Raw genomic sequence first — 25,190 nt, forward strand, 5'->3', positions numbered from 1 at the left:
GCCCCGGCTCTCAACTACCGGCGGGAGTCGTCCAGTTCCGCGATCGTCGCCGTCGAGGCGGAACGGCGCCCCTGGGCGGCGCGCGCCAGGAACTCGGTGTCGCGCAGCACACGGGCCGCGTTGCCCCAGGTGAGATCGGTGATCGCGGTGTCGTCCCAGCCTCGGTCGAGCAGTTCGGCGATCAGGCGCGGGTAGCACGAGGTGTCTTCGAGGCCGGCGGTACGGGGCGCGTCCACCTCGCGGCCGTACGTCCCCGAGAGACCGACGCACGCCGGGCCCGCCAGGTCCCGTACCCGCTCGACATGGTCGGCGACGGCACAGACGTCGGGGGCGCGACCGTCGCGGGAGGTCAGGGCGGGCGCGAAACTCACCATGCAGACACCGCCGTTGGCGCCGAGCAGCGCCAGGATCTCGTCCGGGGCGTTGCCGGGGTCCGCGGTGAGGGCGCCGGCGGCGGAGTGGGAGAACATCGCCGGGGCCCTGGTGACGGCGAGGGTGTCGCGGGCCGTCTCGTCGGACGCGCCGGACAGGTCGGCCACGACGCCGAGTCGGTTCATCTCCCGGACGGCCTCCTGGCCGAAGCGGGTGAGCCCCTTGTCCGCCCAGCGCGCGCCCGCGAGGGCGAGGACCCGCACACCGAGGAAGTGGAACGCGCGGAGCGTGGCCAGCGAGTCGCCGATCGCCCGGCCGGAGACGGGGCCGAGGAACGAGGCGACGCGTCCGCAGTGGCGGGCGTCGGCCAGGTCCCCGGCGCCGAGCGCGAGGCGCAGGCTGTCCGGGCAGGACGCGATCAAGTCCCTTACGAGATCGATCAGTTCCAGCGTGGTGCTGACGGCCCGGCCCTCGTCGTCCGTGTCGCCGGCCACCTGGAGGGACCAGAACTGCGCGCCGAGCGCGCCCGCCCGGATCCGCGGCATGTCGGTGTCCAGGAAGTTCTCGCCCTGTTCGAGGTCATGGCTGTGCCCGGCGGCGCGGCGGCGCAGCAGGGTGGGGGCGAGGCTGTTGTGGCCGTCGATGACGGGGTGCGAGGCCAGCAGCGCGTCGGCGCGCTCGGCGGACGACATGGGGGCGGTGGCCGTGGCCGTCGCCTCCGCGGCGGGTGGCTGTGGCGGCGCGTCGAGGTCGCCGACCGAGCTTGTCGAGTCCGTGCCGTGGGGGTCGTCCCGTAGATCTGCCATGACGAGGCTCCGTGGGGTGCGAAGGCAGTACGGCCACCGTGCCACGGGGTGCGGGAAGGGTCGCGGCGGACGGAGCGTTCGGGGGTACGCCCGTGCCGGCCCCGGGGACAACCGACCGGGTCTCGCCGCCCGTGGGCGGTGCCTGTCCCCGACCGCCGGACGGGCCGCGTGTGCGGCCCGTCCGCCGATCAGGGGCGAACCGGTCGGCCTCTCAGCCGTCCAGTTCCTCGATCGTCGCCGTCGACGGGCCCCGCTCCGATTGCAGCCCGCGGGCCACGTCCTCCGCCGCGCGCAGCACCCGTACGGCGTTGTGCCAGGTCAGCTTCGACAGGTCCTCGGGGGACCAGCGGCGCGCGAAGAGTTCGGCTACGAGGTTCGGGTAGCCCGCGACGTCCCGAAGACCCTCCGGTGTGAACGCCGTGCCGTCGAAGTCGCCGCCGATGCCGATGTGGTCGATGCCCGCGACCTCGCGCATGTGGTCCAGGTGGTCGGCGACCGTCGCCGCCGTGGCCGTCGGGCGCGGGTGCTCCTCCTCGTATGCCCGGTGGATCTTCATCCCGGCCTCGGTGGTGTCCAGCGGGTGCGCGCCGTGCGCGCGCATGTTGTCGTCGGCGGCCTTCGTCCAGGCGATCGCCTCGGGAAGGATGAACTTCGGTACGAAGGTGGCCATCGCCACGCCGCCGTTGGCCGCCAGCAGCGCCAGTACGTCGTCGGGGACGTTGCGCGGGTGGTCGCAGACGGCCCGCGAGGAGGAGTGCGAGAACAGGACGGGCGCGGTGCTCGTGGCGAGCGCGTCGCGCATCGTCGTGGCGGCCACGTGCGAGAGGTCGACCAGCATGCCGGTGCGGTTCATCTCGCGTACGACCTCGTGACCGAAGGGCGACAGGCCGCCCACGCCCGGCTCGTCGGTCGCCGAGTCCGCCCACGGGAGGTTGTCGTTGTGCGTGAGCGTCATGTAGCGCACGCCGAGGGTGTGCAGGGCGCGCAGTGTGGCGAGGGAGTTGTTGATGGAGTGGCCGCCCTCGGCGCCCATCAGGGAGGCGATCCGGCCGGTGCGGCGGGCGTTCTCCATGTCGTCGGCGGTGCGGGCGGCGGCGAGGTCGTCGGGGTAGCGGGCGATCATGCGCCCGACGACGTCGATCTGCTCCAGGGTCGCGCTGACCGCCGTGTCGCCGGCCATGTCGGAGCGTACGTACACGGACCAGAACTGCGCCCCGACGCCGCCCGCCCGCAGCCGGGGGATGTCGGTGTGCAGATGCGCCGACTGGTCGTCGGCGATGTCGCGGCGGTCGAGGTCGTAGCGGACCTGCTCGCGCAGCGCCCACGGCAGGTCGTTGTGCCCGTCGACCACGGGGAAGTCCTCGAGCAGTTCGCGTGCCTGCTCCAGATAGTCCTCGGCGCCCATGGCGGCCCTCACTTCCCGAAGCCGAAGGCGTCGTGACCGGCGACCTTCGCGCGCAGGCGTTTGCCCTTGTCCGTGGCCTGTTCGCCGAGCCGTCGCTGGAAGTCCTCCATACGGGCCAGCAGCTCCGGGTCGTGGGCGGCGAGGATCCGCGCGGCCAGCAGACCGGCGTTACGGGCTCCTCCTACGGAGACGGTCGCGACCGGCACCCCGGCGGGCATCTGGACGATCGACAGCAGCGAGTCCATGCCGTCCAGGTACTTCAGCGGTACGGGGACCCCGATGACCGGCAGCGCCGTGACCGAGGCCAGCATGCCCGGCAGATGGGCAGCGCCGCCCGCGCCCGCGATGATCGCCTTGAGCCCGCGTCCGGCGGCCTCCTCGCCGTACGCGATCATCTCGCGCGGCATCCGGTGCGCGGAGACGACGTCGACCTCGTAGGGGATCTCGAACTCGTCGAGCGCCTGGGCGGCGGCCTCCATGACGGGCCAGTCGGAGTCCGACCCCATGACGACGCCGATGAGGGGAGAGCTCATGTGGTGATCGTTCCTCGGAGGTATCCGGCGGCGTGGCGGGCGCGCTCCAGCACGTCGGCCAGGTCGTCACCGTAGGTGTTGACGTGGCCCACCTTGCGGCCGGGCTTCACGTCCTTGCCGTACATGTGGATCTTGAGCTGCGGGTCGTGGGCCATGCAGTGCAGATACGCCGCGTACATGTCGGGGTAGTCGCCGCCGAGCACGTTGCACATGACCGTCCACGGGGCGCGCGGACGCGGATCGCCGAGCGGCAGGTCGAGCACGGCCCGTACGTGGTTGGCGAACTGCGAGGTGATCGCGCCGTCCTGGGTCCAGTGGCCGGAGTTGTGTGGGCGCATGGCCAGCTCGTTGACGAGGATCCGGCCGTCGGCAGTCTCGAACAGCTCGACGGCGAGATGACCGACGACACCCAGCTCGGCGGCGATCCGCAGCGCGAGCTGCTGCGCCTGGCCGGACAGTTCCTCGGAGAGACCGGGCGCCGGCGCGATGACGGTGTCGCACACACCGTCGACCTGACGCGACTCCACGACGGGGTACGCGACGGCCTGGCCGTGCGGCGAGCGCACGATGTTGGCGGCCAGCTCCCGGACGAAGTCGACCTTCTCCTCCGCCAGAACGGGGACTCCGGCAAGGAAGGGCTGCTCGGCGTCGTCCTCCGATCGGGTGAACCACACGCCCTTGCCGTCGTAACCGCCGCGCACCGTTTTCAGGATGACGGGGAAGCCGCCCACCTCGGCGGCGAAGGCCGCGACGTCGGCGGCGTCGGTGACGATGCGGTGGCGCGGGGCGGGCACGCCGAGCTCGGTGAGCCGTGCGCGCATCACGCCCTTGTCCTGCGCGTGGACGAGGGCGTCAGGGCCGGGGCGTACGGGGACGCCGTCCGCCTCCAGGGCGCGCAGGTGCTCGATCGGGACGTGCTCGTGATCGAAGGTGATCACGTCGCATCCGCGCGCGAAGGCGCGCAGCGTCTCCAGATCGCGGTGGTCACCGACGACCACGTCGTTGACCACCTGCGCAGCGGAGTCCTGAGGGGTCTCGCTGAGGAGCTTGAATCTGAGGCCGAGGGGGATGCCCGCCTCGTGGGTCATACGGGCGAGCTGACCGCCGCCGACCATGCCGACTACCGGAAACGTCACACACCCAGGGTATCCGTCGCCCAACCCGAGCCGGTCCGGTGGTTAGAGTGGGTCGGTCGGTGGCGTCGCGGCGTCGGGGGATACGGCCGACGAGACTGCGTCGTCGGCGTCCTGGACGTCTACGACGGAACACCGACCGGACGGGGCTGAGCGGCCACATGACTCCCGCGCCTTCGCAGCGACAGACCCTGCGGGAGCGGCTTTCCCTGCTCACCCGTGAGATCGCCAAGTTCGGTGCGGTCGGCGGGGTGGGCCTGCTCGTCAACCTGGCGGTCTTCAACTTCGTACGGCACACGACCGAGCTCCAGGTGGTCCGGGCCAGCATCCTGGCGACCGTCGTGGCGATCGCCTGCAACTACGTGGGCTTCCGCCACTTCGCCTACCGGGACCGCGACAAGAGCCGCCGTACGAAGGAGCTGACGCTGTTCCTGCTGTTCAGCGCGGTCGGGCTGGTCATCGAGAACGGTGTGCTCTACACGGCGACGTACGGGTTCGGCTGGGACGGGCCGCTGCAGAGCAACGTGTTCAAGTTCCTCGGTATCGGCGTGGCGACGCTGTTCCGCTTCTGGTCGTACCGCACATGGGTGTTCCGCAGGCTTCAGCCGGAGCCGGAGCTGGCGACCGTAGGAGACGGGCGGCGCGAGCCGCAGCCCGGCCGGGTCATCTGACGGTCTTCTTCGGCTCGTTGCGCACCCGTACCTCACGGCTCAGGAACAGCGCGAAGACCGGCGGCTGCTGCTGGAGCAGTTCGAGCCGTCCGCCGTCCGCCTCCGCCAGGTCGCGGGCGACCGCGAGCCCGATGCCCGTCGAGTTGTGCCCGCTGATCGCGCGCTCGAAGATCCGCGACCCGAGGTCCGCCGGTACGCCGGGTCCCTCGTCCGTCACCTCGATCACGGCCTGGTTGCCGGTGATCCGGCTGCGCAGGGCGACCGTGCCGCCGCCGTGCATCAGGGAGTTCTCGATCAGCGCGGCGAGGACCTGGGCGACGGCTCCGGGGGTGCCGACGGCCCGCATGTGCTGGGTGCCTGAGCAGACGATGGCGCGGCCCGCGCTGCGGTAGGCGGGGCGCCACTCCTCGATCTGCTGCTGCACGACGTCGTCGAGATCGAAGACGATCGCCGAACCGGTCCGGGCGTCACGCGAGTTGGTGAGCAGCCGCTCCACCACGTCGGTCAGCCGCTCGACCTGCGTGAGCGCGATCGTCGCCTCCTCCTTGACGATGTCCGGGTCGTCGGTGGCGGAGATCTCCTCCAGGCGCATGGAGAGCGCGGTGAGCGGCGTACGGAGCTGGTGGGACGCGTCGGCGGCCAGCCGGCGCTCGGCGGTGAGCATCCGCGCGATCCGTTCCGCGCTGGCGTCGAGCACGTCGGCGACCCGGTCCAGTTCGGGTACGGCGTACCGCTTGTGACGGGGGCGCGGGTCTCCGGAGCCGAGGCGTTCGGCGGTCTCGGCGAGGTCGGTGAGCGGTGACGCGAGCTTGTTGGCCTGGCGTACGGCGAGCAGGACGGCGGCGATGACGGCGAGCAGCGCCACCGCGCCGATGATCAGCAGGGTGCGGCCGAGTTCGCGGGTGACGGACGCGCGGGACTCCTCGACCGTGACGGTCTCGCCCTGCTCGCCCTCGGCGCTGCCCCGGATGACGCCGCCCTCGGGGGGCACGCCGATCTCGACGGTCGGGCGGCCCGGGATCTCGACCTTGGCGTACCGCTCGCCGTTGATCTGCTCCCGCAGGATCGTCTCGGTGACGCGTTCGCCGCCGAGCAGCCGGCTGTCGACGATGCTGACCAGCCGTACCGCCTCCAGGTCGACGCTCTCCTGGGCGCTGGTGCTGATGGTGCGGGTCTCGACGATGACGAGGGAGACCCCGAAGACGGCGATGACGACGAGCACCACGGCGAGCGTGGAGTTGATCAGACGACGGCGCACTGTGCCCTACTCTGCTCGGCTGGTCCGGTCCGGCCGGTCCCGCCGGATCGCCCGGCTCGGAGCGGAGCGGACCGCCCGGCCCGGCTCAGCTCTTCTCGAAGCGGAAACCGACGCCCCGGACCGTCGCGATGTACCGCGGGTTCGCCGCGTCGTCGCCCAGCTTCTTGCGGAGCCAGGAGATGTGCATGTCCAGGGTCTTCGTGGACGACCACCAGGTGGTGTCCCAGACCTCGCGCATCAGCTGGTCGCGGGTGACGACCCGGCCCGCGTCCCTGACCAGGACCCGCAGCAGGTCGAACTCCTTCGCGGTGAGCTGGAGCTCCTCCTCGCCCATCCAGGCCCGGTGGGACTCGACGTCGATGCGGACGCCGTGCGTGGTGGGCGAGGCGGCCGGTTCGCTCGCGCCGCGCCGCAGCAGGGCACGTACCCGGGCGAGCAGTTCGGCCAGCCGGAACGGCTTGGTCACGTAGTCGTCGGCGCCGGCGTCGAGGCCGACGACGGTGTCCACCTCGTCGGCGCGGGCGGTCAGCACCAGCAGGGGTACGGAGTGGCCCTCGGAGCGCAGTCTCCGGGCCACTTCGAGGCCGTCCATGCCGGGCAGCCCGAGGTCGAGTACGACCAGGTCCACGCCGCCCTGGAGGCCGGCTTCGAGCGCGGTGGGACCGTCTTCGCGTACCTCCACCTCGTAGCCCTCCCTGCGCAGGGCGCGGGCCAGCGGCTCAGAGATGGACGCGTCGTCCTCGGCGAGCAGTACACGGGTCATGAGGTGATGGTAGTCCGCGCGGAGGAGCGGCCGGGCAGTGATCGCCGATGCCTGTGGCTCCGGTATGCGATTGGGTCAGCTGCCTTCGAAAGTGGTTGGTGGTTCCGTGGGGCACCTGTGATCCATCCCTCAAGTCATTCCATATACCTCTCTGTCGTCCCGAATACCGCTCTGTCGTGCCGTATGGTGGCCTGGCTCTTCGTACGACCGGTTGGGGACCTTTGGCGGCTTGAGAGCCGAAGGTCCCCTTTTCATGAACCCGAGCAAGCAAGGATCCCCCCCATGGCGTCCAGCCTCACCAAGGACTCCCCCGAACCACCCGGCGGCCCCCACGGCCCCGGTCCCCGCACCATCCCCGAGAAGACGTTCTTCGGCCACCCACGCGGTCTGGCCACGCTCTTCATGACGGAGATGTGGGAACGCTTCAGCTTCTACGGCATGAGGGCTCTGCTCACGATCTATCTGCTGTCCGGCGGCCCCGACGCCTCGAACGGGCTCCAGGAGGGCGGTCTGGGACTGACCCTGGCCACCACGACCGCGATCTACTCGATCTATCTGTCGATGGTCTATCTGCTGGCCATGCCCGGCGGCTGGCTCGGCGACCGGGTCTGGGGCCCGCGCAAGACCGTGACGATCGCGGCCTGCACCATCATGGTGGGCCATCTGACGCTCGCCCTGCCGGGCTCGGGCTCCTTCTTCGCCGGTCTGGCGCTGGTGGCGCTCGGCTCGGGACTGCTGAAGTCCAACATCTCCACGATGGTCGGCCACCTCTACGACGGCCCCAACGACCCGCGCCGCGACGGCGGGTTCACCGTCTTCTACATGGGCATCAACATCGGTGCCTTCTTCGCGCCGCTGATCATCGGCACCGTCGGCGAGAAGTACAGCTGGCACCTGGGCTTCGCGCTCGCGGCCCTCGGCATGGGCATCGGTCTGATCCAGTTCCTGGCCGGTACGAAGCACCTGGCGCCGCGCAGCAGTGTCGTCCCGACGCCGCTGTCGCGCGAGGAGCGTGCGAGCTGGCTGACCAGGGGTCTGACGTGGCTGCTGATCGCCTCGGTCTTCTACGGAGGCGTGGTCTTCACCGGCAACTTCACCCTGAACTGGGCGATGGTGCCGTTGACGCTCGCGGGCATCGTCATCCCGGCCGGGGTGCTGATCCGGATAAAGCGCGACAAGGATCTGTCGCCGGTCGAGCAGACGAAGATGTCCGGGTACATCTGGTTCTTCGTCGCGGCCGCGGTCTTCTGGATGATCTACGACCAGGGCGGGTCGACGATCCAGGCGTTCGGTACGACGAAGGCCGACGACCAGGTCTTCGGCATCGGCTTCCCGACGTCCTGGTACCAGTCGCTGAACCCCGTGTTCATCATGGCGCTGGCCCCGGTGGTCGCCTGGTTCTGGCTCTGGCTGAACCGGCAGGGCAAGGAGCCCAGCACGGTGGTGAAGTTCGCCGCCGGCCTGCTCTTCGTCGGCGTCTCGTTCTTCTTCTTCCTGATCCCGCTGGTCCTGGCGGCCGACGGCAGCCTGGTCAGCCCGGTGTGGCTGGTGGGCATCTATCTGATCCAGACCGTCGGGGAGTTGTGCGTCTCGCCGGTGGGCCTGTCGGTGACGACGAAAATGGCTCCGGCCAAGTACGCCAGTCAGATGATGGGCGTCTGGTTCCTGGCCGTGACGGCGGGCGACTCGGTGACCGGGATGCTCTCCATCGCCGGTGTCGATCTGAGCCGTACGGGTGTGGTCGCCGTGGAGGCGCTGCTGGCCACGCTGGCGGGCTTCGCGATCTTCATGTACCGCAAGAAGGTGCGGGCCCTGATGGGCGACGTGCGGTGACGTGCCGCTGAGTCGGGCGGGCCCGGAAACGAGCCCGCCCGGCGATCGGGGGTGCGCGTCAGCGCCGAGAGAGGGGCCGCGCGTTACGCGGGGGCCGCCAGGACCGCCCAGACCGTCTTGCCGGGGGCTCCCGGCGTACGGGCGACGCCCCAGTCCAGACAGAGCCGCTGCACGATGAACATCCCGTGTCCGCCCGGCCGCCCGGCGCGGTGCGGGGTGCGGGGCGCGGGCTGGCCCGTACCCCGGTCGGTGACTTCGAGGCGCAGCACCTTGGTGTCGGAGGAGACCCGCAGCTCCTCGGGGCCCTCGGCGTGCAGGCACGCGTTGGTGACCAGCTCGGAGACGACGAGCAGCACGTCTTCCGCGGCGGCGCGGCGGTCCGCGGTCGCGGCCGGCAGCCAGCCCCAGTCGTAGAGCGCCTGACGGGTGAAGTCGCGTGCCATCGGGACGATGCCGCTGGCGCTGCCCAACGCCAGGGTGCGTACCCGGCTTTCGGACCCGGCGGAGGTGGTACCCGCGCCGTCCGGCTCGGAGCCGAAATCGCCCGGCGGAAACTGCCGGGTGGTGCTCATCAGCGCTTCACCTCACCGATTCACCAGTTCGCCAATAGGTCGTTACGTCGTTGCGTCGTTACGCAGAGTGCCTTGCCTGTCCCGACCGGCCGCCCGGGGACTCTTCTGCCCGGCGTAATCGTGACAACACCCACAAGACCTACGCGGGTGACGTGACACTTGCAACATCTGGTTCACGCGGAGCCTTCGTACCGGCTCCCGGGTCAATCGGCAAGAGCCGCTTCCAGCGACTCGTGCACGGTGAAGACCGCGTCGGCGCCCGTGATTTCGAAGACCCTGGCGACCACCGGCAGCATCGCGGCCAGATGGACGGCACCGCCGGCCGCTTCGGCCTTGAGGCGGGCCCCGAGCAACACGTTCAGCCCGGTCGAGTCGCAGAACTCAAGCTGCGAGCAGTCGACCACGAGACGTACCCGCCCCTGGTCGATCGCTTCTTCAAGGGGTGCGCGCAACAGTTCGGCGGTGTGGTGGTCCAACTCACCCGCCGCTGTCACGACCTCGCTTCGGCCTTCGGTCCGAACTTCGACCCGAAGCCGGCCCCGGTTCGTGCTGCCGACCGTCTGGCGGTCCATGCCCGTCCGTCCCTCTTCTGCCGTGTCGTGCGCCGTCGTCAGATGTCTCAGCTGTTGTGGATGGCGTCCCCGGAGGCGCTGTGATCGCGCTCCCGTTCGCGCCCGGCGCCGTGTCACGCGCCGTTGACGTTCGTCGAAACATTACGCCTTTCACGCGGTCTCCGGTAGCCAATCTCCCACGCAATGCGGACATATGTACGAAATGACACTTGCACGTGTCCACGCTGAACCGATAGGGCTAGTGAAGACACAACCAACCTGACCGACGCGACCGGCTATGGAGGCGCCGCAAACCGCAGCAGCGCGTATTGGCATCGGCAGCCATATGCCGAGAACGTATGGAGGAGACCCATGTCACCCCGGCTCGACGAACCGCGTACCCACGACGCGCCGTCGACAATCCCGTCCGACCCTGACGAGACCGGCGCCACATCCGCGTCCGGTTTCCCGGGCCTCGATGACATGCCAGAGATCCCGCCCTTCGACGAGGTGGGCGCGCTGGATGCCCGGTCTCTGTCGAAGACCCTCTTCGGACGCCTCGAAGGCCTGGAAGAGGGCACCCATGAGCACGCTTATGTACGGAACACCCTGGTCGAGCTGAATCTCGCCCTGGTCAAGTTCGCCGCCTCCCGGTTCCGCTCCCGCAGCGAGCCCATGGAGGACATCATCCAGGTCGGCACGATCGGACTGATCAAGGCGATCGACCGTTTCGAGCTGAGCCGGGGCGTCGAGTTCCCCACCTTCGCGATGCCGACGATCGTCGGCGAGATCAAGCGCTTCTTCCGCGACACGTCGTGGTCGGTGCGGGTGCCGCGAAGGCTCCAGGAGCTCCGCCTCGAACTGGCCAAGGCGGGCGACGAGTTGTCCCAGCTGCTGGACCGCGCACCGACGGTCCCCGAGCTCGCCGAGCGACTCGGCCTCACCAACGAAGAAGTCGTCGAGGGGATGGCGGCGAGCAACGCGTACACGGCGAGTTCGCTGGACGCCCAGCCGGAGGAGGACGACACCGAGGGCGCGCTGTCCGACCGCATCGGCTACGAGGACCACGGGCTCGAAGGCATCGAGTACGTCGAGTCGCTGAAGCCCCTGATAGCCGGCCTCCCGGCGCGCGACCGGACGATCCTGTCCCTGCGCTTCGTCGCCAACATGACCCAGTCGGAGATAGGCGAGGAGCTCGGCATCTCACAGATGCATGTGTCGCGGCTGCTGTCGCGCACGCTCGTCAGGCTGCGGAAGGGTCTGACGATCGAGGAGTGACGGGCACGCCCTCGGCGGGAAGTTCTCCGTGTGGCCCGGCGGTCGTCTCTGACGACCGCCGGGCCACGGTCGTTCCCGGCCCGCGCCGCGAACGCGCATGGCATCGGGTGGCGCGGTTCGGCGCCATCCGGCGTCACTGCGGTGCCACCTGGTGCCAACCGGTGCCATTTCACGCCTCCGGAAGCACAGGCACACGCGTGGCACCACAGTGACTCAGTTAGACGCCAGTACGTTTCCGCAGCTCAGAGCTGTTCACTCGCTCATCACCCCAGAGGGGCCACCTTGACGCTTGCGCATGGAGCCATAATGGTGCCATGATGGCGTCATGGACCTCACCCCGTACGTCGACAACCTCCGCCGCGAACTCGCGGTGGCCGCCGAGGCCGGCGGCGACGAAGCCCGCGAGCTGGCCGAGAGGCTCACCGCTCCACTGGAGTCGGCGACCCGGCTGACCATGCTCAACGTGCTCTCCGCCGCGATGGACGAGATCACCCGCGAACTCGCCCCCGGCTCGGTCGACGTACGGCTGCGCGGACTCGACCCCGACTTCGTCGTGACCCTGCCGCCCACCGACACCGGTGCCCACGCGGAGCCGGCCGCGCCCGTCGAACCGCTCAGGGCCCCGGTCCCGGCCGACGGCGACGAAGGCGGCACCGCCCGCGTCAACCTGCGCCTGCCGGCCCACCTCAAGACCCGCGCCGAGGAGGCCGCCACCCGCGAGGGCCTGTCGGTCAACGCGTGGCTGGTGCGCGCCGTGTCGGCCGCGGTCGACGGCGGCAGCCGGCCGCGTACGACGGAGAAGACCCTGACCGTCGGACAGAGCTTCACGGGCTGGGTGCGCTAGCGCGCGTCCGCCCCGTCACTTCACCCTCACCACTTTCATCCACACCACGTCCCACCAGCGGGGACGATCCGAAGCCCCAAGAGGACGGGACAGCCATGCCTTCTTACGACACCCCCGAACCGATCTCGGTTACCGCCTACGTGTACTCCGGTTCCATCTGGTTCACCGCGGGCGACCGCCTCGACACCGTCGTCGAGGTGCGGCCCCGCGACCCGAAGAAGGACCAGGACGTACGGACGGCCGACCAGACCGAGGTCGCCTACGCGGGCGGCTCACTGACCGTCAGGACGCCCAAGGCCAATCTGCTGGGGCGCGGCGGCACCGTCGACGTGACGGTCGAACTGCCCACCGGCTCAAGCATCGACATGACCGGCACCGGGGCAAACCTGATCGGCGAGGGCCGGCTCGGCGAGGTCTACGTGAAGACCTCGGCCGGTGACGTACGCCTCGACACCACCGGCCCGCTGCAACTCAAGGCGTCGCACGGCTCGATCACCGTGGACCGGGTCGAGGGCATGGCCGAGATCACCAGCAGCACCGGCAACGTGCGTGTCGGCCTCGTCGACGGCCCCGCCGTCCTGAAGAACTCGCACGGCGCCACGACCGTCGGCACCGTGATCGGCGAGCTGCGCATCAGCGGCGCCAACGGAGCCATCGACATCGAGCGCGCCGAGTCCTCGGTCACCGGCACCACCACCAACGGCGGCCTTCGCGTCGCCGAAGTCGCCTCCGGCACCGTCCAGTTGGAGACCGCCAACGGCTCCATCGAGGTCGGCGTCCGCGAGGGCACCGCCGCCTGGCTGGACGTCAGCTCCAACCGCGGGCAGGTACGCAACACGCTCTCCGCCTCCCAGACCCCGGAGCAGAGCGAGGACACCGTCAAGGTCCGCGCCCGGACCAACTGGGGCAACATCGACGTCCGCCGCGCCCGCGCCCGCGCCTGAGCGTCCGCCTCTCCTCACGCTCCATTCCTGTCACTTCATTCCTTTCACTTCATTCCAGCCTTCGAACGGGAGGGCCCATGCCTTCATCTGTCATGCCCATGTCCAAGCGCGCCAACGGCCAGGAGTCGCCCACCGCCGTCTCCGCCGTCGGCCTGCGCAAGTCCTACGGGGACAAGCTCGTCCTCGACGGGATCGACCTGCGTATCCCGGCGGGTACGGTCTTCGCGTTGCTGGGGCCGAACGGTGCCGGGAAGACCACCGCGGTGAAGATCCTTTCGACGCTGATCACCGCGGATGGGGGGCAGGCGCGTGTCGGTGGTCACGATCTCGCCGCGGACCCGCAGTCGGTGCGGGCCGCGATCGGTGTCACGGGGCAGTTCTCCGCGGTCGACGGTCTGATCACCGGTGAGGAGAACATGCTCCTCATGGCGGACCTGCACCATCTCTCCCGTGACGAGGGGCGGCGGGTGACCGCCGAACTCCTGGAACGGTTCGACCTGGCCGAGGCCGCGAAGAAGCCCGCATCCACCTACTCCGGGGGTATGAAGCGGCGTCTGGACATCGCCATGACGCTGGTCGGCAGCCCGCGGATCATCTTCCTCGACGAGCCGACCACCGGCCTCGACCCCCGCAGCCGTCACAACATGTGGGGCATCATCCGCGGCCTGGTCGCCGGCGGCGTCACCGTCCTGCTCACCACCCAGTACCTGGACGAGGCCGACGAACTCGCCGACCGCATCGCGGTGTTGAACGACGGGAAGATCGCCGCCGAAGGCACCGCGGAGGAGCTGAAGCGGCTCATCCCCGGCGGACACGTACGGCTCCGCTTCACCGACCCGGCCGCGTATCAGAGCGCCGCCTCCGCTCTGACCGAAGTCACGAGGGACGACGAGGCACTGTCGCTACAGATCCCCAGCGACGGCAGCCAGCGCGAACTGCGCTCCATCCTCGACTGGCTCGACTCCTCCGATATCGAGGCCGACGAACTGACCGTGCACACCCCCGACCTCGACGACGTGTTCTTCGCCCTGACCAGCGCCACCAACTCCGCCGGCGTCCCCGGCCAGTCCTCCAAGGAGAACACCCGATGAGCTCTCTCGCCCTCGCCGTACGCGACTCGAACACGATGCTGCGGCGCAACCTCCTGCACGCGCGCCGCTACCCGTCCATGACCCTGAACCTGCTGCTCACGCCGATCATGATGCTGCTGCTCTTCGTCTACATCTTCGGCGACGTGATGAGCGCCGGCATCGGCGGAGGCGGCGCGAACCGCTCCGACTACATCGCCTACATCGTCCCCGGCATCCTGATCATGACCATCGGCGGGACCACGATCGGCACCGCGGTCTCCGTCTCGATGGACATGACCGAGGGCATCATCGCCCGCTTCCGCACGATGGCCATCCATCGCAGCTCGGTGCTTGTCGGGCATGTCGTCGGCAGCGTGCTCCAGTGCGTGATGAGCGTGGTCCTCGTGGGTGCGGTCGGCGTGGCCATCGGCTTCCGGTCCACCGACGCCACGGTCCTGGAGTGGCTCGCGGCGTTCGGTCTGCTCGCGTTCTTCGCCATGTCACTCACCTGGATCGCGGTCGGCATGGGACTGGCCAGCCCGAACGCAGAAGCGGCCAGCAACAACGCGACGCCGCTGATCCTGCTGCCGTTCCTCTCCAGTGCCTTCATCCCGGTCGAGACCATGCCGGGCTGGTTCCAGCCGATCGCCGAGTACCAGCCCTTCACCCCCGCCATCGAGACACTGCGCGGCCTGCTCCTCGGCACCGAGATCGGCAACAGCGGCTGGCTCGCCCTCGCCTGGTGCCTGGGTCTCGCGGTGCTCGGCTACTTCTGGTCGACCTCGAAGTTCAACCGCGACCCGAAGTAACGGCCATGACGGCACGGGCCGCCTCCCGCAACTCGTCCCGCCCCGGGGCGGCGTACTCCGACACCGCGTCGGAGTACGCCGCCCGTTTCCGTGCAGACCGCTCAGCCCACCCTGCGCAGTGCCTTCTCCCGGCGCTCCGACACCGCCGACCCCGACTCGCGCCGTGCCATACGGCGCAGAACGACCGGGGCGAGTACCAGGCCGAGCACCGCCCAGAGACCGAGCACCCCGGCCGTCTCCCACTGGCGCCAGGACCCGGCGATTTCCACGGCGACCGCGGAGTCCGGGAGCAGCGCGGCGCGCATGCCCAGCCCCAGCCAGTAGATCGGGGTCGCCTGGCCGATCCACTGCACCCACTCCGGCATGGAGGTGAGTGGATAGAAGATGCCGGAGATCGCGATCAGGCCCAGCACCGGCAGCTGGATGAGCCCTTGGGCGCGGGCGCCGGCGAAGACCGAGCCGAGGATCGCGCCGATGGGGAGCGTGGCCGCCATGCCGAGGAGCAGTACCCAGACGACGGTGAGCCAGGAACCGGCGTCTCCGGCCGCGAGTCCGTCGATGATGAGCAGGCCGGGGATCAGCAGGATCGCGAGGTCGGCGATGAGGCCGCCGCCGACCGTGACGACCTTGCCGATCAGATAGGCGGGCATGCCGTCGGGCGTCGCCTTGGCGCGCAGAAGGGTGCCGTCCTCGCGTTCGGCGGTGAGGGTCTGGCTCATGGCGACCATGCCCATCGCGACGTTCATGCCGAGGATGCTCGGCAGGGCGAGGGTGCCGAGCATGAGGCCGCCGGACCCGAAGGCCGAGTCCCGCAGGAAGTACATCACCGTCAGCATCAGGGTGGGCCAGAGCAGATGGGACAGCAGTTCACCGCCGTTGGTGAAGGAGTGCCGCAGTTCGATCAGGCCGCGGGACCAGCCGATCCGCAGGGTGCCGCCGGTCGCCGGGTTCACCGGGCCGCCTCCTCCTGGCGTACGAGCGCCATGTAGGTGTCCTCCAACGAGGCCCGGTGGACCTCCAGTTCGGCTATCGCGGTGCCGTGCCGGGCGAACAGGTCGCGGACGTAGCCGGTCGAGTCGGCGGTCGTGTGTGTGAAGCGCTCACCGGCGCGTGTCCAGCGCACCTCGTCCTCGCCCGCCACCTGCCGCGCCAGTTCGTCCGCCGAACCGTCGGCGATGATCCGGCCGCCGGCCAGGATCACGATGCGGTCGGCGAGCTTTCCGGCCTCGTCCAGGTCATGGGTGGTGAGCAGGACCGTGGTGGCGTGGTCGTCGGCGAGGCGGTGGACGAGGTCGTGGAACTCGTGGCGCGCCCGTGGGTCGAAGCCCGCGGTCGGCTCGTCGAGGAAGAGCAGTTCGGGGCGGCCGACGATGCCGATCGCCACGTCCAGCCTGCGCCGCTGACCGCCCGAGAGCGTCCTGATCTTGCTGCCCGCGTGCGCCGTCAGGCCGACCGCCTCGACCAACTCGTCCGTGTCCCAGGGGCGTTGCACGCTGTCGGTGGAGTAGGGGGCGTAGTACGTGCCGAGGTGGGCGAGCAGTTCGCGTACCCGCCAGTTGCCGTGGTCGCGCCAGGACTGGAGGACCACGCCGAGCCTGGCCCGCCAGCGTTCGTCGCCGTGCGCCGGGTCGGAGCCGAGTACGTCGACGCGGCCCGCCGACCGCATGCGGAAGCCCTCCAGGATCTCGATCGTGGTGGTCTTGCCCGCCCCGTTCGGCCCGAGCAGGGCCAGCACCTCGCCGTGGTGGGCCCGGAACCGCACATCGCGCAGGACGTCTCTCGTGCCGTACCGCATTCGCAGTCCCTCGACATCGAGCACGACTCTCCGACTCGTCGTCACATCGAATCCCCTTGCCGTGGTCGTTTGCACAGTCGTTTCAACAACCGTGAAAGCTACGTTGCGTTTCATGAGTCGTCAACGCCGATTGCAATGGTGGTGGAGGCGAACGCAATGAAAGGAGTCGATGAAATCGTTGCAATGAGATGACGCTGAACGCATACTGGGCGGACCATTCACCGACACCCCACCAGGAGGCGAGCGCGGATGCCGGGAGGCAGGCTGACGCACGAGGACCGCCGGAGCATCGGCGCGGGGCTGGCCGAGGGGCTGGGGTACGCCGAGATAGCCAGACGCCTCGGCAGGCCGACGTCGACCGTCAGCCGGGAGGTGGCCCGCAACGGCGGGACCGACGGCTACCGGGCGGACCGCGCGCTGCGTGCGACCGAGCGACGGGCCCGGCGGCGCAGGCCCGCACCGTCGGACGCGGCAACCCGCGACGGCGCCGTCGGCGACGGCGGGCAGGCCGGACACGACAACCGCGACCAAGAGGAACTCCGGCGCTTCGCCGAGCAGTTCGTCGAGATGCTGGTCGAGACCGGGCTGCCGCGCATGGCCTCGCGCGTCCTCGTCCGGCTGTTCCTCACCGACTCCGGCACCCTCACCGCCGCCGACCTGGTCGCGCGGCTGAGGGTCAGCCCCGCGTCGGTCTCCAAGGCCATCGGCTACCTCGAAGGTCTGGAGATGGTCCGGCGCGAGCGCGATCCCCTGCGGCGGCGCGAGCGGTACGTCGTGGACGACGACGTCTGGCTGCGGGCCTGGACGCGCGACACACGTACGACCGCCGCTTGGGCGGACACGGCCCGGCGGGGGGCCGGGATCGTCGGCGCAAGTACCCCGGCGGGTGCCCGGCTCGATCACATGGGCCACTTCTTCTCGACCCTCAGCGACGACATGGCGGGCGGTCCTTCCGCCGTGGACGACGCGCTGACCGTGCTCGCGGCGCTGGTGCACACGGGGGCGCCGGCCGACGCGGGCCCGCTGGCCGAGGCCCTGGGCTGGTCCACCGACCGCGTCACGGAAGCGCTGCGGCACGCCGGGCCCGAGCGGCTCGCCCCGCCGCGCCGCGCCGCGCCGGACGGGCCGCGTACGCGGCGACCGTATTGACGGGAGCATCCCCAAAGGCCACATTGATCCGGGGGCAGGGGGAAACGGTATGGCTCTTGGGGAGGGCTGCCCGACGCCGTACGCCGCGCTGGAATCGCTCATGCGGCGACGTCTCGGCAGAGAGTGTCTGTACGTGCCGTCGTGCCGGCTCGGGCTCTACGTGGCGCTGCGCCACTGGTGCCCGCCCGGCGGCCGGGTGTTGATGTCGCCGGTCAACGACGACGTGATCATGTTCGTGGTGCTCGCCGCCGGACTGCGCCCGGTCCAGGCGCCGTTGAACGCGCGGGACGGTTCGATCGACCCTGCGGCCGTCCCGGAGTCCGACTGGCGCGGGCTCTCGGCCGTACTGACCACGAATCTGTACGGGAATCCCGACCCCGCGCCCGAACTGCGCTCCCGCTGCGACGCGTTGGGGATCCCGCTGATCGAGGACGCGGCCCACGCCATCGGCGGCGAGGTGGCGGGCCGGGCCGTCGGGACCTTCGGGGACGCGGCCGTCTTCAGCCTCTCCAAGCATGTGGGCGCCAAGACCGGCGGGTTCCTCGCCATGGCCGATCCCGCGCTCCGTGCGGAGCTGGCGGCGGCCCGCGACGCGCTCCTCGAACCGGCCACGCTCGCCGCCGAACTCACCTACGCCCTGCGGCCGTACGCGGAGGCGGGCGTACGCGGACTGCGGCTGGTCCGGGCCGCGCGCGGGCTGCTGCGGGCGGTCGGCGCCGAGGAGCGCCGGGGCATCCGGATGGAGCTGCGTCCCGGCGAACTGAAGGAGGCGCTGGCCGAAGGGCCGGGGCTCCGCGGCTTCGACTCGTGGGTACGGGTGGACATGCGCGGGTACCGCATCACACCGGGCCGGCTGCGCCTCGGCCGTACCGAACGGCTGCTGTCCGGGCTCGATCCGCTGCTCGCGGCCCACCGGGCGGGAACGGAGCGGCTGTTGGCGACCCGGTGGGCGGCGCCCGCGCCGCCGGGGCCCGTCCGTCCGCTGTTCCGGGTGCCGTTGCTGGTCGCCGACCGGGACGCGGCCGTCGCCGCGCTCGCCCGGCGCCGGATCACCACCGGCTATCTGTACGACCCGCCGCTCGACGTGTACGCGGGTGACGTCTTCACCGACGCGTCGCCGCGCCCCGCGCCCGCCGCCTGGTTCGCCCGCCACGCGCTGCCCGCCGACCCGTTACGGGCCCGCCAAGTCATCGCCGCACTCGACGAGTCGGGGGCCGAGCCCGCGTCACCCCCGAGGCACGAAGGTGGCTGACACGGCGCGCACGGACTCGATGACGAAAAGCGGTCCCGCCACCGGACAGGACAGCGCCGACGGCGGCGACGGCCACGCCGACGGCGACTCGATGTTCCGCAACGCGTACGCGCTGATGCTCTCCACCGGCGTCTCCGCCGCCCTCGGTCTCGGCTTCTGGCTGGTCGCCGCCCGCTACTACACCGAGGAGGCCGTCGGCCAGGGCTCCGCCGCCATCGCCGCCATGCGGCTGCTCGCGTCCCTCACCGCGACCACCATGATCGGCGCGGTGGTGCGTTACGTGCCACGGGCCGGGCGGGCGACCGGCGCGCTCGTGTGGCGGGCGTACGCGCTCAGTTCGGCCGTCGTGTGCGTCGCCTGCGTGGTCTTCCTGCTGACGCTCGACCTGTGGGGCCCCTCGTACGCGCCGCTCAGCGGCGTCACCGCCGGGCTCGTCTTCACCGGCGCCTGCGTCGCCTGGGCGCTGCTCACCCTCCAGGACGGGGTACTGACCGGGCTGCGCGAGGCCATCTGGGTGCCGGTGGGCAACGCCGTCTTCTCCCTCGGCAAGCTGCTGCTGCTCGTCGCGTTCGCCACCGCGCTGCCGGTCCTCGGCGTCTTCGTGTCCTGGGCTGCGGCCATCGCGCTGTCCGTACTGCCGCTCGGCTGGCTGGTGTTCCGCCGCCTCATCCCCCGGCAGGCCGCCGCCGACCGGGACCGCGAGCCGCCGCGTCCGGCCGAGATCGGGCGGTTCCTGGCCGGTGACTCGGTCGGCGCCCTGTTCAGCCTGGCGATGATAAATCTGCTGCCGGTGATGGTCGCCGTCCGCTTCGACGCGGCGCACAACGCGTTCTTCTACACCGCCTACACCGTCGGCGGGACGATGGAGTTCATGGCCATCAACATGGCCTCGTCCCTGACCGCGCACGCCTCGCACTCCCCCGAGCGGCTGGCCGACGGCGTACGGGGCGCGCTGCGCCGGATGACGGTGCTGCTGGTGCCCGTGGTACTGGTGCTGGTGGTCTTCGCCCCCCAGGTCCTCGCGCCCTTCGGCGCCGACTACGCCGAGCACGGCTCGACGGTCCTGCGCCTGCTGGCCGCCGCCGCCCTGCCGCGTGTCGTCGTGGAGCTGTACATCGGAGTGCTGCGCGTCCAGGGCCGTACGGGCATGCTCGCCGCCCTCCAGGGCGCCATGTGCGTCTCCGTCCTCGGCAGCGCGGTGCTGCTGCTCGGGCCCGCCGGGATCTCGGGCGCCGGGCTGGCGATGCTGCTGTCCATGACGCTGATCGCGCTGGTGGCGGCGCCGGGACTGCGGTCGGCGCTGAGCGGGCGCGGCCATGACCGTTGGCGCCGGGGCGGGGAGCGGGACAAGCCGTACGGGACGACCTGGGCGCGCGAGGCGGCCGAGCGCAGACGGCGTACGGGAGGGGCGCCCGCCGACGCGGTGGAGGAGGCCGAGTACCGGGCGGCCTGGGCGCGGCAGACGTCGTATCTGCACGGGGTCCACGACACGGCGACTCCGGCGTTCGGGATCCCCGTCCAGGAACCGAGGCCCAGGGCCCGTCCGGAACAGGTGGAGCCGCCCGCACCTGCCTCGCACCCGCGCGGGAACGGTCACCCGTCCGCCGCTGTCCTGTGGCTGCTCCTCGTACTGGCCGCCGGGCTTCTCTGGCTGCCGCTGCGGGGTGCGGGCGACATCGGGGACGGCCGGGTTTCGGGTGCCCAACTCCTCGCCACGCTGCCGCCGTTGACCGTCGGCGCCGGTGTCCTGCTGATCGTCGTCCAGTGTGCGGCCCTGGCGCTCGTACGGTCGCGTCCGCTCCTGCTGACGGCGGCTCCGCTGACCCTGTTCGGCGCACTGCACGGGATGCCGCCGCTCCTCGGCGTACGGCCCGATGCTGCGTCCGGCCCCTGGCACCGGCCGGTCGCCGACGCTCTCGCGCAGCTGACCGGTCAGGCACGGGCGTTGGAGCTCCTGCCGGTCGTCCTTCAACTGCTCTGTCTGGGGCTGGCCGCCGTCGTGCTCCGCGTGTCGTACGCGAAGGGGCGGGTGGACGGGCGGATCGTCGGGGCGGCGGTCTGGGTGCTCGTGGTGTGCGGCTGGGCGGCGCAGCGCGCCTTCGCCGCGGTCGCCGTTCCGTTGTCAGCAGGGCTTCTGGCGCTGGCGGTCACCGCCGTACTGGTACGTGTCGCCGCCCGAGCGGCCCACTCCCGGAGCTGAGCGTTTGCGTGCGTCCGATATGTGAGGTCAACTGACTTATGTCCGTCAAATTCAGCTTTCTCCTGAGGGGATGATGGCATGTCCACCGAGACCAACACCCATGACGTCACGAAGGACTTGGACGTCGACATCGACGCGATCCTGAGCCCGAGCGAGGCCGAAGGCACCTACCGCGACAGCCGGGAGTGCGCCGCACTGGCGCTGGCCGCGGGCGCGGGCGCGGTCCTGCTCTCGCCGCCCACCCCCCGCCCGAAGAAGGGCTGACGGGAGACGTCGAATGGAGCAGTCAGGTACCTCTCCCCGCCTGGCGGGTGTGGTGCATGACCTCGCTTCAGAGGTGGTCTCCGTCCTACGGGACGGGGGCCACTCCTCTGTGGTGGGCGGCACCGTCGGCACCCTCGCGGACGACCGGCTCAGTCTGGCGGCGGTGCGCGTACTGGGCGCCGACGTCCTGTTGCCGAGCGTCCTGACCCGCCGTCGGCCGCTCCCGGACGACCTGGCGGTCTTCCGGCGCGCCGTCCTCACCTACGCCCCCGGCGCCACGTCGTCCGAGACGACGGTGTGGAGCCACTGGGCGATGACCCAGACCCTGCACCGGCTCGATGTGTCCGGCACCGGGGCGAAGTCCGGGCCCGACGCGTCGTGGCTGGACGCCCTCGACTGGCCGCGGCTCACCCATCAACTGTCGCTGCTGGCGTCGCTCGCCGTACCCGGCGCCGATTCCGGGGTCGCCCAGGCGGCTGCCCGCAGACCCGTGGACGTGGCGCGGGGCTTCGTACGCGCCGTACGGCGCCGTGACTGGCTCCAGGCGGCCGGCGCCGGACGCTGGCTGAGCGTCATCGACGGTGTCCCCGGCACGCTCGGCCTGGACACCGGACTCGAATTCGTGGAGCAGATGGCCCGGGGCGACGCCCGGGTCCGCCTGCACGTGCACGCCGCGCGGCACATCCGCGCCGGGGGCCGCGGATGAGTACGCCCAGGACGGCCGAGGTGACGGCGACGTCGCCGCCGGCCGAGGTGTCACAGGCGGCCCGCGTCTCGCGGACCGCCCTGGAGTGGGTGGACGGCCACCGCGACTCCTTCCGTCTGCCGGACGACGTGCTGGACCCCGGCGCCGACGTCAACCGGACGCTGAAGCCGCTCGGGGAGCTGGCCCAGCTCAGCCTCTCCATCAGGGCGTACAGCGACCCCGGCTCCGACCGGCACCGACGGGCCTCGGAGCTGCTGGACTTCGCGTGGGAGCAGACCCGGCGAGGGGGGCTCTTCCTCGACCTGCTGCGCGGCGAGCCCTTCGCGACGTATCCGCTGGAGATCTACGCGGCCTTCGCCGCCGCGGGCCTGCGGCACTCCGGCTTCGAGGAGTTGGCGGGCACGGTACGGCGCACGCGCGGCTGGGAGCGGATCGAACAGGAGCCGAACCGGCGGCTCGGCGTGCTCAACTCCGAGCGGCGCGTGGGCCTTCCGCCGCACGGGGAGCCGTCGGCCGCGCTCGCGCGCACCTGGCTGGGCGGGCTGCCGGAACCGTGGACGTTCGAGCGGACGGCGGGGTACGGGCTGACGCATGTCGTCTTCCACCTCACCGACTGGGGCAACGCGCCGCACCGGATGCCGCCCGAGCTCGGCGACTATCTGGCGACGTGGCTGCCCGCCTGGCTGGACACGTGTCTGGAGGCGGAGCAGTGGGATCTCGGCTGTGAGCTGCTCGCCGTCGCCGCGAGCCTTCCCGACGTCTCGTCATGTCCGGAGACGGCCCGGACCGTCGAGGCCGCGTGGGCCCGGATCGCGGAGGTCCAGGACGCGGCCGGAGGCATCCCGGAGAACGGTGCGGGGCGCCCGCACGAGCCGCCCCGGGACTTCGCGTACTGCTACCACTCCACGCTGATGGCCGCGTTCGCCGCCACGCTGGCCGACGCCCGCCTGGCACCAGTACAGGAAGGCGTCGCATGACGACGGACAGCACCGACGACACCGCCGGCACCGGCGCCGCTCACACGAAGCTCATCCACGGTGTCGGCGCTCGGGCGATGGACTGGCTGCACACCCACCGCGCCGGTTTCCGGCTCGAACCCGACGCCGACCCCGAAGTCGGCTTCCTGGAGCGCTTCAAGCCGATCGGCGAAGCAGCCATGATCTGCAAGATCCTCTTCCGGGAAGGGGTGGCGGGCTCACGGCAGGCGTCCCTCGCCCGCGGGCTCATGGACCATCTGTGGCGCGACGCCCTCGACGGCGGACGGATGCTGGCGCGCGGCCAGCGGCTGGAGCCGATCTCGCCCATCCCCTTCGAGGTCTATCTGCCGTTCAAGGAGATGGGCTACGAGGAGCCGGAGACCGAGCGCGCCGTACGCCTCAACCACCGGCTCGGCAGCTGGGCCGCCCTGGAGGTGCTGCCCGTGCGGCGCCTGGGCATCTCCACGTACGAGCAGCGCTTCGGGCTGGCGCCGGGCACACCGGTCGAGGACGCGACCCGGCGCACCTGGCTCGCCCGCACGCCCGAGCCGTGGACCGTGGAGGGCCACATCGGGTACGACATCACCCACACGGTCTTCCACCTCACCGACTGGGGCCGGAAACCCGCCGGACTGCCGGCGGACATCGCCGACTATCTCGCGCTCTGGCTGCCGGTCTGGCTGGACGACTGGCTCGACCTGAAGCGCTGGGACCTGCTCGGCGAACTGCTCGTCGTGGACGCCTGCCTGCCCGAACCCACCCTGGACGAGCGGGTGTGGCGCGGCTTCGCCGCCGCGCAGCAGCCCGACGGGGCGATGCCCGTGGCGCAGGAGATGCCGGAGGGGAGCGCGGACGACGTGTTCGACATCGTCTACCACCCGACCCTGGTCGCCGCGCTCGCCTCCGTGCTGGCCACCTCGCGCGCCATGGCGCGGCTGACGGCCCCCGTCGCGTCATGAGCGAGAACGAACTCGCCGGCCAGGTGACCCGGGTCGCCCGCGCCGCGCTCGCCGGTACGCCGCACGACCGCCTCGACGCGGCGGTGCGCGCGGTCGACGCCCCGGACGTCGTCTTCGCGGTCTCCGTGCACGGGCACCGCACCGTCCGCGCCTCGCCGGGCGCGGAGGGGCTGCGGTACGAGATCGGGTCGGCGTCCAAGCCGTACGCGGGGCTGCTGCTGGCGCGGCTCGCGGGGGCCGGCCGGGTGGCGTACGACGACTCGGCGGCGGCCTGCTTCGGGACCCGGCCGCCGCGCCGGGTCGCGCCGATCACCCTGCGGCATCTGATCACCCACACGTCCGGACTGCCCGCGCTGCCGCGCGACTTCTACCCGCAGGCGCTGCCGCGCTGGACCACCAACCCGTTCGCCGGGTATCCCGCGCACCGGGTGGTCGACGCCTTCCTGGGCGCACGGCCCCGCCACCGGCCCGGCACCCGCTGGCACTACTCCAACTTCGCCGTCTCCGTGCTCGGTCACGCGCTCGGCGCGGCGACCCGGACGGGCTGGGACGCGCTGATGGAGGAGCAGGTGCTGGCGCCGCTGGGGCTGGCGGGCACGACGACGCGCGGGGCGGGGCCGGGGGTCGACGCGACGGATGCCGTCGGGTACGCCGGGGACGGCGTGAGCGAGGTGCCCCCGCTGCGTATCGGCGGCTTCGCGGCGGCCGGGGCGGTGCGGGCCACGCCGCACGACCTGCTCACCTTCCTGGAGGCGCATCTCCGGCCGGAGCGCACGCCGTCACTGGCGGACGCGCTGCACGCGGTGCGCCGCCCCGTACTGCGCCGAGGCCTCGGCAAGGCGCACACGCACACCCTGACGTGGTTCCAGCACCCGACGGACGACGGTCCGGCGTACTTCCACTGCGGGGCGACGAGCGGGCAGCAGGCGTTCCTGGGGTTCTGTCCGGGGACGGGGACGGCGGTGGCGGCGGTGGCCTCGCGGCGGTTTCGGCGGGCCGACGCGTTTGTGCCCACGGCGTACGGGGTGCTGTTCGGGTCGGGATGA

General features: G+C 71.1%; 25 protein-coding genes. 15 read left to right on the forward strand and 10 right to left on the reverse strand.

Annotation, left to right across the window (positions count from 1 at the left end):
- Window positions 1-14: 14 nt before the first annotated feature.
- The 4 genes from ACFWHU_RS22220 to ACFWHU_RS22235 all read right to left on the reverse strand — a co-directional run bounded on the left by ACFWHU_RS22220 (window position 15) and on the right by ACFWHU_RS22235 (window position 4,231).
- Window positions 15-1,178 carry a dipeptidase gene (locus tag ACFWHU_RS22220; protein ID WP_387226597.1) on the reverse strand — a complete coding sequence of 388 codons (1,164 nt, stop codon included), beginning with the start codon at window positions 1,176-1,178 and terminating at the stop codon, window positions 15-17.
- A 211-nt stretch (window positions 1,179-1,389) separates the two neighbouring features.
- A complete protein-coding gene (locus tag ACFWHU_RS22225; protein ID WP_385797129.1) occupies window positions 1,390-2,583 on the reverse strand; it encodes a dipeptidase in 1,194 nt (397 codons plus the stop codon).
- Between the two features lie 8 nt (window positions 2,584-2,591).
- Entirely contained in the window at window positions 2,592-3,116 is a 525-nt protein-coding gene (gene purE, locus ACFWHU_RS22230) for a 5-(carboxyamino)imidazole ribonucleotide mutase (RefSeq protein ID WP_385797132.1), read from the reverse strand.
- Window positions 3,113-4,231 (reverse strand): 5-(carboxyamino)imidazole ribonucleotide synthase, encoded by a 1,119-nt coding sequence (locus tag ACFWHU_RS22235; protein ID WP_385797348.1) that lies wholly within the window; start codon window positions 4,229-4,231, stop codon window positions 3,113-3,115. Before ACFWHU_RS22235 ends, purE begins: the two co-directional genes overlap by 4 nt.
- A gap of 179 nt (window positions 4,232-4,410) precedes the next feature.
- Here ACFWHU_RS22235 and ACFWHU_RS22240 point away from each other — a divergent pair, with 179 nt between their 5' ends.
- Entirely contained in the window at window positions 4,411-4,920 is a 510-nt protein-coding gene (locus tag ACFWHU_RS22240) for a GtrA family protein (protein WP_387226600.1), read from the forward strand.
- On the opposite strand, the gene ACFWHU_RS22245 is transcribed toward ACFWHU_RS22240, so the two are convergent.
- Window positions 4,913-6,178, reverse strand: coding sequence for an ATP-binding protein (locus ACFWHU_RS22245; protein ID WP_385797137.1), 1,266 nt, complete (start codon window positions 6,176-6,178; stop codon window positions 4,913-4,915). The genes ACFWHU_RS22240 and ACFWHU_RS22245 overlap by 8 nt on opposite strands.
- A gap of 85 nt (window positions 6,179-6,263) precedes the next feature.
- Window positions 6,264-6,941 carry a response regulator transcription factor gene (locus tag ACFWHU_RS22250; RefSeq protein ID WP_189109494.1) on the reverse strand — a complete coding sequence of 226 codons (678 nt, stop codon included), beginning with the start codon at window positions 6,939-6,941 and terminating at the stop codon, window positions 6,264-6,266.
- A 282-nt stretch (window positions 6,942-7,223) separates the two neighbouring features.
- Between ACFWHU_RS22250 and ACFWHU_RS22255 the strand changes: the two genes are divergently transcribed.
- A complete protein-coding gene (locus tag ACFWHU_RS22255) occupies window positions 7,224-8,774 on the forward strand; it encodes a peptide MFS transporter (protein ID WP_387226603.1) in 1,551 nt (516 codons plus the stop codon).
- An 83-nt stretch (window positions 8,775-8,857) separates the two neighbouring features.
- On the opposite strand, the gene ACFWHU_RS22260 is transcribed toward ACFWHU_RS22255, so the two are convergent.
- A complete protein-coding gene (locus ACFWHU_RS22260) occupies window positions 8,858-9,346 on the reverse strand; it encodes an ATP-binding protein (protein ID WP_078077000.1) in 489 nt (162 codons plus the stop codon).
- 203 nt (window positions 9,347-9,549) lie between these two features.
- On the reverse strand, window positions 9,550-9,918 hold the full coding sequence (locus ACFWHU_RS22265; RefSeq protein WP_078076999.1) for an STAS domain-containing protein: 369 nt from the start codon (window positions 9,916-9,918) through the stop codon (window positions 9,550-9,552).
- 351 nt (window positions 9,919-10,269) lie between these two features.
- Between ACFWHU_RS22265 and ACFWHU_RS22270 the strand changes: the two genes are divergently transcribed.
- From ACFWHU_RS22270 to ACFWHU_RS22290, 5 genes are all read left to right on the forward strand, one after another.
- Window positions 10,270-11,175, forward strand: coding sequence for an RNA polymerase sigma factor SigF (locus ACFWHU_RS22270; RefSeq protein WP_385797143.1), 906 nt, complete (start codon window positions 10,270-10,272; stop codon window positions 11,173-11,175).
- A 325-nt stretch (window positions 11,176-11,500) separates the two neighbouring features.
- Entirely contained in the window at window positions 11,501-12,019 is a 519-nt protein-coding gene (locus ACFWHU_RS22275; protein WP_385797145.1) for a hypothetical protein, read from the forward strand.
- 95 nt (window positions 12,020-12,114) lie between these two features.
- On the forward strand, window positions 12,115-12,963 hold the full coding sequence (locus ACFWHU_RS22280) for a DUF4097 domain-containing protein (RefSeq protein ID WP_387226607.1): 849 nt from the start codon (window positions 12,115-12,117) through the stop codon (window positions 12,961-12,963).
- Window positions 12,964-13,040: 77 nt separating this feature from the next.
- Complete coding sequence (locus ACFWHU_RS22285) at window positions 13,041-14,054, forward strand: ATP-binding cassette domain-containing protein (RefSeq protein ID WP_387226609.1); 1,014 nt, start codon at window positions 13,041-13,043, stop codon at window positions 14,052-14,054.
- Window positions 14,051-14,842: an ABC transporter permease gene (locus ACFWHU_RS22290; protein WP_387226611.1), complete on the forward strand. Its 792-nt coding sequence runs from the start codon at window positions 14,051-14,053 to the stop codon at window positions 14,840-14,842. Before ACFWHU_RS22285 ends, ACFWHU_RS22290 begins: the two co-directional genes overlap by 4 nt.
- A 101-nt stretch (window positions 14,843-14,943) precedes the next feature.
- On the opposite strand, the gene ACFWHU_RS22295 is transcribed toward ACFWHU_RS22290, so the two are convergent.
- Entirely contained in the window at window positions 14,944-15,795 is an 852-nt protein-coding gene (locus ACFWHU_RS22295; protein ID WP_385797153.1) for an ABC transporter permease, read from the reverse strand.
- Window positions 15,792-16,637, reverse strand: coding sequence for an ABC transporter ATP-binding protein (locus tag ACFWHU_RS22300; RefSeq protein WP_387226908.1), 846 nt, complete (start codon window positions 16,635-16,637; stop codon window positions 15,792-15,794). The genes ACFWHU_RS22295 and ACFWHU_RS22300 overlap by 4 nt, the downstream gene beginning before the upstream one ends.
- Window positions 16,638-16,886: 249 nt before the next feature.
- Here ACFWHU_RS22300 and ACFWHU_RS22305 point away from each other — a divergent pair, with 249 nt between their 5' ends.
- The 8 genes from ACFWHU_RS22305 (at window position 16,887) to ACFWHU_RS22340 (ending at window position 25,190) form a co-directional block, all read left to right on the forward strand.
- Window positions 16,887-17,786, forward strand: a complete 900-nt coding sequence (locus ACFWHU_RS22305) for a MarR family transcriptional regulator (protein WP_387226614.1) — start codon at window positions 16,887-16,889, stop codon at window positions 17,784-17,786.
- 100 nt (window positions 17,787-17,886) lie between these two features.
- Complete coding sequence (locus tag ACFWHU_RS22310) at window positions 17,887-19,038, forward strand: DegT/DnrJ/EryC1/StrS family aminotransferase (RefSeq protein WP_387226910.1); 1,152 nt, start codon at window positions 17,887-17,889, stop codon at window positions 19,036-19,038.
- Window positions 19,039-19,057: 19 nt separating this feature from the next.
- The gene (locus ACFWHU_RS22315; protein WP_387226912.1) at window positions 19,058-21,238 is read left to right on the forward strand and encodes a lipopolysaccharide biosynthesis protein; all 2,181 of its coding nucleotides are present in this window, start codon (window positions 19,058-19,060) and stop codon (window positions 21,236-21,238) included.
- 78 nt (window positions 21,239-21,316) lie between these two features.
- Window positions 21,317-21,502 carry a hypothetical protein gene (locus tag ACFWHU_RS22320; protein WP_385797157.1) on the forward strand — a complete coding sequence of 62 codons (186 nt, stop codon included), beginning with the start codon at window positions 21,317-21,319 and terminating at the stop codon, window positions 21,500-21,502.
- Between the two features lie 13 nt (window positions 21,503-21,515).
- Window positions 21,516-22,208 carry a hypothetical protein gene (locus ACFWHU_RS22325; protein WP_387226616.1) on the forward strand — a complete coding sequence of 231 codons (693 nt, stop codon included), beginning with the start codon at window positions 21,516-21,518 and terminating at the stop codon, window positions 22,206-22,208.
- Window positions 22,205-23,185, forward strand: a complete 981-nt coding sequence (locus ACFWHU_RS22330) for a DUF6895 family protein (protein ID WP_387226618.1) — start codon at window positions 22,205-22,207, stop codon at window positions 23,183-23,185. The genes ACFWHU_RS22325 and ACFWHU_RS22330 overlap by 4 nt, the downstream gene beginning before the upstream one ends.
- Entirely contained in the window at window positions 23,182-24,144 is a 963-nt protein-coding gene (locus tag ACFWHU_RS22335) for a DUF6895 family protein (RefSeq protein WP_385797163.1), read from the forward strand. The genes ACFWHU_RS22330 and ACFWHU_RS22335 overlap by 4 nt, the downstream gene beginning before the upstream one ends.
- Window positions 24,141-25,190 (forward strand): serine hydrolase domain-containing protein, encoded by a 1,050-nt coding sequence (locus ACFWHU_RS22340; RefSeq protein ID WP_387226621.1) that lies wholly within the window; start codon window positions 24,141-24,143, stop codon window positions 25,188-25,190. The genes ACFWHU_RS22335 and ACFWHU_RS22340 overlap by 4 nt, the downstream gene beginning before the upstream one ends.

Source organism: Streptomyces sp. NPDC060366, assembly GCF_042725135.1.
Lineage (GTDB): Bacteria > Actinomycetota > Actinomycetes > Streptomycetales > Streptomycetaceae > Streptomyces.

Excerpts from the sequence above, each read along its gene's own strand:
- ACFWHU_RS22220 (WP_387226597.1), bottom strand. The coding sequence starts at position 1,178 with ATGGCAGATCTACGGGACGACCCCCACGGCACGGACTCGACAAGCTCG.
- ACFWHU_RS22260 (WP_078077000.1), bottom strand. The coding sequence starts at position 9,346 with ATGAGCACCACCCGGCAGTTTCCGCCGGGCGATTTCGGCTCCGAGCCG.
- ACFWHU_RS22255 (WP_387226603.1), top strand. The coding sequence starts at position 7,224 with ATGGCGTCCAGCCTCACCAAGGACTCCCCCGAACCACCCGGCGGCCCC.
- ACFWHU_RS22315 (WP_387226912.1), top strand. The coding sequence starts at position 19,058 with ATGACGAAAAGCGGTCCCGCCACCGGACAGGACAGCGCCGACGGCGGC.
- ACFWHU_RS22340 (WP_387226621.1), top strand. The coding sequence starts at position 24,141 with ATGAGCGAGAACGAACTCGCCGGCCAGGTGACCCGGGTCGCCCGCGCC.
- ACFWHU_RS22265 (WP_078076999.1), bottom strand. The coding sequence starts at position 9,918 with ATGGACCGCCAGACGGTCGGCAGCACGAACCGGGGCCGGCTTCGGGTC.
- ACFWHU_RS22250 (WP_189109494.1), bottom strand. The coding sequence starts at position 6,941 with ATGACCCGTGTACTGCTCGCCGAGGACGACGCGTCCATCTCTGAGCCG.
- ACFWHU_RS22225 (WP_385797129.1), bottom strand. The coding sequence starts at position 2,583 with ATGGGCGCCGAGGACTATCTGGAGCAGGCACGCGAACTGCTCGAGGAC.
- ACFWHU_RS22300 (WP_387226908.1), bottom strand. The coding sequence starts at position 16,637 with ATGCGGTACGGCACGAGAGACGTCCTGCGCGATGTGCGGTTCCGGGCC.
- ACFWHU_RS22320 (WP_385797157.1), top strand. The coding sequence starts at position 21,317 with ATGTCCACCGAGACCAACACCCATGACGTCACGAAGGACTTGGACGTC.
- purE (WP_385797132.1), bottom strand. The coding sequence starts at position 3,116 with ATGAGCTCTCCCCTCATCGGCGTCGTCATGGGGTCGGACTCCGACTGG.
- ACFWHU_RS22275 (WP_385797145.1), top strand. The coding sequence starts at position 11,501 with ATGGACCTCACCCCGTACGTCGACAACCTCCGCCGCGAACTCGCGGTG.
- ACFWHU_RS22280 (WP_387226607.1), top strand. The coding sequence starts at position 12,115 with ATGCCTTCTTACGACACCCCCGAACCGATCTCGGTTACCGCCTACGTG.
- ACFWHU_RS22240 (WP_387226600.1), top strand. The coding sequence starts at position 4,411 with ATGACTCCCGCGCCTTCGCAGCGACAGACCCTGCGGGAGCGGCTTTCC.
- ACFWHU_RS22285 (WP_387226609.1), top strand. The coding sequence starts at position 13,041 with ATGCCTTCATCTGTCATGCCCATGTCCAAGCGCGCCAACGGCCAGGAG.
- ACFWHU_RS22330 (WP_387226618.1), top strand. The coding sequence starts at position 22,205 with ATGAGTACGCCCAGGACGGCCGAGGTGACGGCGACGTCGCCGCCGGCC.
- ACFWHU_RS22235 (WP_385797348.1), bottom strand. The coding sequence starts at position 4,231 with ATGGTCGGCGGCGGTCAGCTCGCCCGTATGACCCACGAGGCGGGCATC.
- ACFWHU_RS22335 (WP_385797163.1), top strand. The coding sequence starts at position 23,182 with ATGACGACGGACAGCACCGACGACACCGCCGGCACCGGCGCCGCTCAC.
- ACFWHU_RS22305 (WP_387226614.1), top strand. The coding sequence starts at position 16,887 with ATGCCGGGAGGCAGGCTGACGCACGAGGACCGCCGGAGCATCGGCGCG.
- ACFWHU_RS22270 (WP_385797143.1), top strand. The coding sequence starts at position 10,270 with ATGTCACCCCGGCTCGACGAACCGCGTACCCACGACGCGCCGTCGACA.
- ACFWHU_RS22310 (WP_387226910.1), top strand. The coding sequence starts at position 17,887 with ATGCGGCGACGTCTCGGCAGAGAGTGTCTGTACGTGCCGTCGTGCCGG.
- ACFWHU_RS22290 (WP_387226611.1), top strand. The coding sequence starts at position 14,051 with ATGAGCTCTCTCGCCCTCGCCGTACGCGACTCGAACACGATGCTGCGG.
- ACFWHU_RS22325 (WP_387226616.1), top strand. The coding sequence starts at position 21,516 with ATGGAGCAGTCAGGTACCTCTCCCCGCCTGGCGGGTGTGGTGCATGAC.